4 protein-coding genes are annotated in these 4,199 nt (G+C 54.9%); all 4 read left to right on the top strand.

The window, feature by feature from the left end; all coding sequences use genetic code 11:
- Window positions 1–691 precede the first annotated feature (691 nt).
- Window positions 692–1,222, top strand: a complete 531-nt coding sequence (locus JY96_RS23470) for a hypothetical protein (protein ID WP_152606706.1) — start codon at window positions 692–694, stop codon at window positions 1,220–1,222.
- A 155-nt stretch (window positions 1,223–1,377) separates the two neighbouring features.
- The gene (locus tag JY96_RS21700; protein ID WP_035044358.1) at window positions 1,378–2,244 is read left to right on the top strand and encodes a TIR domain-containing protein; all 867 of its coding nucleotides are present in this window, start codon (window positions 1,378–1,380) and stop codon (window positions 2,242–2,244) included.
- Between the two features lie 283 nt (window positions 2,245–2,527).
- Window positions 2,528–2,929 carry a GFA family protein gene (locus JY96_RS24305; RefSeq protein WP_035044356.1) on the top strand — a complete coding sequence of 134 codons (402 nt, stop codon included), beginning with the start codon at window positions 2,528–2,530 and terminating at the stop codon, window positions 2,927–2,929.
- A 286-nt stretch (window positions 2,930–3,215) separates the two neighbouring features.
- Window positions 3,216–4,190, top strand: coding sequence for an IS30 family transposase (locus JY96_RS21690; protein ID WP_035040509.1), 975 nt, complete (start codon window positions 3,216–3,218; stop codon window positions 4,188–4,190).
- Window positions 4,191–4,199 lie beyond the last annotated feature (9 nt).

Below are 4,199 nucleotides of genomic sequence, written 5' to 3'. Positions count from 1 at the left end.
GGCGTTAGGCCCTCACAAAGTCCACGCTTGGCATGCAGCAAAGTACAGATCAGCTTGTCGCTTCCGTAAAAGAGCAGAAAGCGCTTGCACGACGAAATCGATCGGCGCGCAATTGGGCCCTCTTATTCTCGCTGCTGCTATCTGGCCTTGTATTTGCCATTTGGTACGTCGTCTCCCCAACGACGGAAAGCGCGCTGAAGCTTCGCGCCCTTGTCTCTTGCGCCGGCGCAGGGATGCTGCACTACATAGCCCTTTCATTGCGGCAGCGCATCTCGCCTTCCAAAAGCGCCGCCTGCCCACGATGTGGCTACAGTTGGGAAATCAAAGAAGGTCGGGGCGTTCATGCGACTGAGATCATGACGAATTGGGATAAATGTCCTGGTTGCGGCCTACTCATGTCAGAAGCACTATTGGCAAAGAGCTTGAAGCCATGAAACACAGGCCATACATGACGCCCAGTCGTTTGAAAATGCGCGCAAAAGGCCCAAGCTCTTGGCTGGTGGCGAAAGGGAGCTTCGCACTTGATCCATGCAGCACCTATCCACAAGCCTAACTGGGCGGTCAAGCGGACGCCAACAAGGGCCAAGGCTTCGCCATTGTCCTGGCCCTTGTTGGTACCCTTCAGTCGCTGCGCTCCTTACGGCGCCGCTTACCTTGGGCGTTAGGCCACACTAAATATCAGCGTATCGCCATGTTTGGACTCTTCAAGAAAAAGCAGCCGCCGTCAGCTCCACCGCCTGAGAGGTTCCCGCCTGTGCCAGCGTGGCAACCCAAGATCGTGCAACCAATTGATCTCATCATTGATCGAGTCGCGCATTACTCGAACGGCACCAAAGACTTTGCAGTTTTCCGTTATGGAACGGTCGCAGTGCTTCCTTATGGGTTAACCGATAGCCAAGCCAATGAACATGCGTTGAAAGCGCTCCACGGGGTCTTTCACGCGCATCCGGACATGAATCCTGTCGCTATGAAAGACGGCAATATAGTCATTCATTACAACAACAATGTAGCTAATGTCGTTCTTAGCCAAGTAGTGGAGGCCAACTGGAGCGAGATTGACTCCAAGCATCAGGAGGCCCTTGCAACCCATGAGGTGCTCATCACTCCGCTGGGGCAGAACACATTCGACGACCACGGCAAGAAGGCCTTGTTTGGTCGCTGCTACATGTTCATGGATGCTCAGTCTCCCGAGGTAGTTCGCATTGAACGCCGTGTCGCCTAACTGGGCGGTCAAGCGGACGCCAACAAGGGCCATGGCTTCGCCATTGTCCTGGCCCTTGTTGGTGCCCTTCAGTCGCTGCGCTCCTTCCGGCGCCGCTTACCTTGGGCGTTAGGCCCTCAGAATCCAACATCTCCTCTACAACATCGAGCCGTGACATGAGTAATCAACCCAAAGTCTTCGTAGCATCCTCGCGTGAAGGGCTACATGTCGCCGAGGCTGTCAATATAAAGCTTGAGAATGATGCGCGCGTAAAGCTTTGGGACAATGCTTTCGATCTGTCCAGTACAACCATTCAATCTCTTCTTTCGCGCGCACACGACAGCGATTTCGCCGTATTTGTTTTTCACGCGGATGACAAAACCATAATCCGCGGCAACACATACAGCACCGTGCGCGACAACGTTCTTTTTGAGCTGGGCCTTTTCATCGGTGCATTAAATTTGGAGCGCTGCTTCATTCTTGCGCCTAAGTCCACTGAAGTTGAGTTTCGCTTACCTACAGACCTTGCTGGCGTCACGATATCTTTCTACGACGACTCGCTAGACGATATGGTTGATGCAGTCACCGCCAGCTGCGCAAAGATCAAAGTAGCACTCAAACGGCTTGGCACTGAAGCCACCGAGGCGCAAACTCAACCCAAATCCGAAGAGCTGGCCAATCTTCAGCGTCAATTAGGAAGTGTTCAATCAGAACTCTGGCGAACAAGAATTGATGCAGAACGAAGCATCGAAGAGAAGTCGAAACTCTTAGCAGCAATTTCAGCGCACTTTTACGCTACCGCAAAGCCAGCGACGGAGGCAGAGATTCGCGCTTGGGAAGAGGGTGCGAAGCAAACCTACCCTGACACGCAAACCATCTCAAGACACGGTGTCTACTACGTCGACCACGATGTCATCGTCCCCCCATTGTTTGGGGCACATGCAGTGGCGCTAATCGTGGCCAAAGGTGCGCGAGTTGCTGGGCTAGATCAATGGAGCCACAACACGATCTATTTCATGGATGGCTTCCGAAAGCTGAATTAGTTGCCCGTTAATGAGATGCCATGCCTACGCTCACCAGCCTAACCGGGGTTCAACGCGGACGCGGAGCTTGCCCAACTTCTGTGGACATTCAAACCTAACGGAGTTGCCGTGAACTTGCATCACCGCGCACCTACCCACAAGCCTAACTGGGCGGTCAAGCGGACGCCAACAAGGGCCATGGCTTCGCCATTGTCCTGGCCCTTGTTGGTGCCCTTCAGTCGCTGCGCTCCTTGCGGCGCCGCTTACCTTGGGCGTTAGGCCCTTCCATCGAGCACATAGCAACATGAAAAAAATCGCAGGTAGGTGCCTCTGTAGTTCAGTCCAATACGAGGTCAACGACAACTTCAAGTACTCGGGTTTTTGTCACTGCTCTGACTGTCGGCGCTTCTCGGGTTCAGCATCGTCGGCAATGGCCGGCATTCCAATGGAAGAGTTCAAGCTCGTCCAAGGCGAAGCGTCTCTCAAGCGCTTCATCAAGAGCGAAAGCACCGTCCTGGCTTTCTGTAGCAACTGCGGGTCAAGTCTGTATGCCGAAAAGCCAAAACGGGGCATGCTCCATCTAAGGCTCGGAACGCTTAACGAAGCCCCAAGCCTGCGCCCTCAGTTCCATTCGTTCGTCGCGTCGAAGGCCGAATGGGACAGCATTTGCGATGGGCTACCTCAATACGAGGCCGGACGCTCATGAGCCCACAACACACTCCCCCAAGTGGGCAACATGCGGGGCTCTGTTTCGGCTCGAACCATCAAAGTCCAGTGCCTAACTGGGCGGTCAAGCGGACGCCAACAAGGGCCATGGCTTCGCCATTGTCCTGGCCCTTGTTGGTGCCCTTCAGTCGCTGCGCTCCTTGCGGCGCCGCTTACCTTGGGCGTTAGGCCACGCGGATTCAACTAGTAAGTGCAACGTTCATTGAAATGGGTGGGGAGCGGCGAAACTAGCTGCACCTTATCCGACCAAGAACGAGGTTGCACCTATGACGTATCACCAACTCACCCAAGAGGAACGATACACCATCAACGCCTTGAGAGTAGCCAAATACTCTCAAGCCGAGATCGCTCGCCAAATTGGCAAACACCCAAGCACCGTCAGTCGTGAGCTTCGCCGGAACCTGACTACTCACCGAGCGCAGTACCGGCCAGAGAAGGCTCACAGTTACGCCGTGGCTCGACGTCGGCGCTGCCGTCGCGGCTCTCACTACTCCGACGCTCAGCGCGCTCAGGTCTTTAGCCTCATCCGCAGGAAGTTCAGCGCTGAGCAAATCAGCGGCATCCTCAAACGCTTCAAGCTCCTTGAAATCAGCACCGAGACCATCTACCGCTGGCTGCGTCGCGACAAGGCCAGCGGCGGTGAGTTGGTATCGCACACACGCATCATGTCCAAGAACGGTCGCAAACGCTACCGATCCAAGGATTCAAGGGGTGTTCTGGCCGGCAAGCGCCATATCAGCGAGCGACCACAGGAGGCCAACTTGCGCATCGCGATCGGTCACTGGGAAGGCGATACCGTCATCGGCAAAGACCTGCGCCACTGCCTGCTTACTCTGGTCGAGCGCGTCAGTGGCTTTGCCATCGTCATGAAGCTCAAGGCTCGCACCAAAGAAGAAGTCATCTGCGCTGCCAAGGTCGCCATCGCCAAGTACGAGCGTCAATTCAAAACGCTCAGCCTGGACAACGGAACGGAGTTCCACGACTACGCAAAGCTAGAGGAACACTTCAATCTCAAGTGCTACTTCGCCACCCCTTATCATTCCTGGGAGCGTGGCACCAACGAGAACTTCAACGGCCTGCTACGTCAATACGTACCAAAGGGAGTCTGCATGCAACATCTCACTCAAAAGCAGTGCGATCACTTCGCCAGCGAACTCAATAACAGGCCACGCAAACGCCACAATTTCCTGACGCCTTCCGAAGTCTTCTTCGGACGTACTAGCGTTGCACTTGCTGGTTGAATCTGGGCC

The sequence above is a fragment of the Aquabacterium sp. NJ1 genome, from assembly GCF_000768065.1.
In the GTDB taxonomy this organism is placed as follows: Bacteria; Pseudomonadota; Gammaproteobacteria; order Burkholderiales; family Burkholderiaceae_C; genus Aquabacterium.
Note: the sequence above shows the minus strand (reverse complement) of the source record. Positions and strands in the feature narration are given on the sequence as shown.

Coding starts and splice junctions, on each gene's coding strand:
- JY96_RS21690 (WP_035040509.1), top strand. CDS start 3,216: ATGACGTATCACCAACTCACCCAAGAGGAACGATACACCATCAACGCC.
- JY96_RS24305 (WP_035044356.1), top strand. CDS start 2,528: ATGAAAAAAATCGCAGGTAGGTGCCTCTGTAGTTCAGTCCAATACGAG.
- JY96_RS23470 (WP_152606706.1), top strand. CDS start 692: ATGTTTGGACTCTTCAAGAAAAAGCAGCCGCCGTCAGCTCCACCGCCT.
- JY96_RS21700 (WP_035044358.1), top strand. CDS start 1,378: ATGAGTAATCAACCCAAAGTCTTCGTAGCATCCTCGCGTGAAGGGCTA.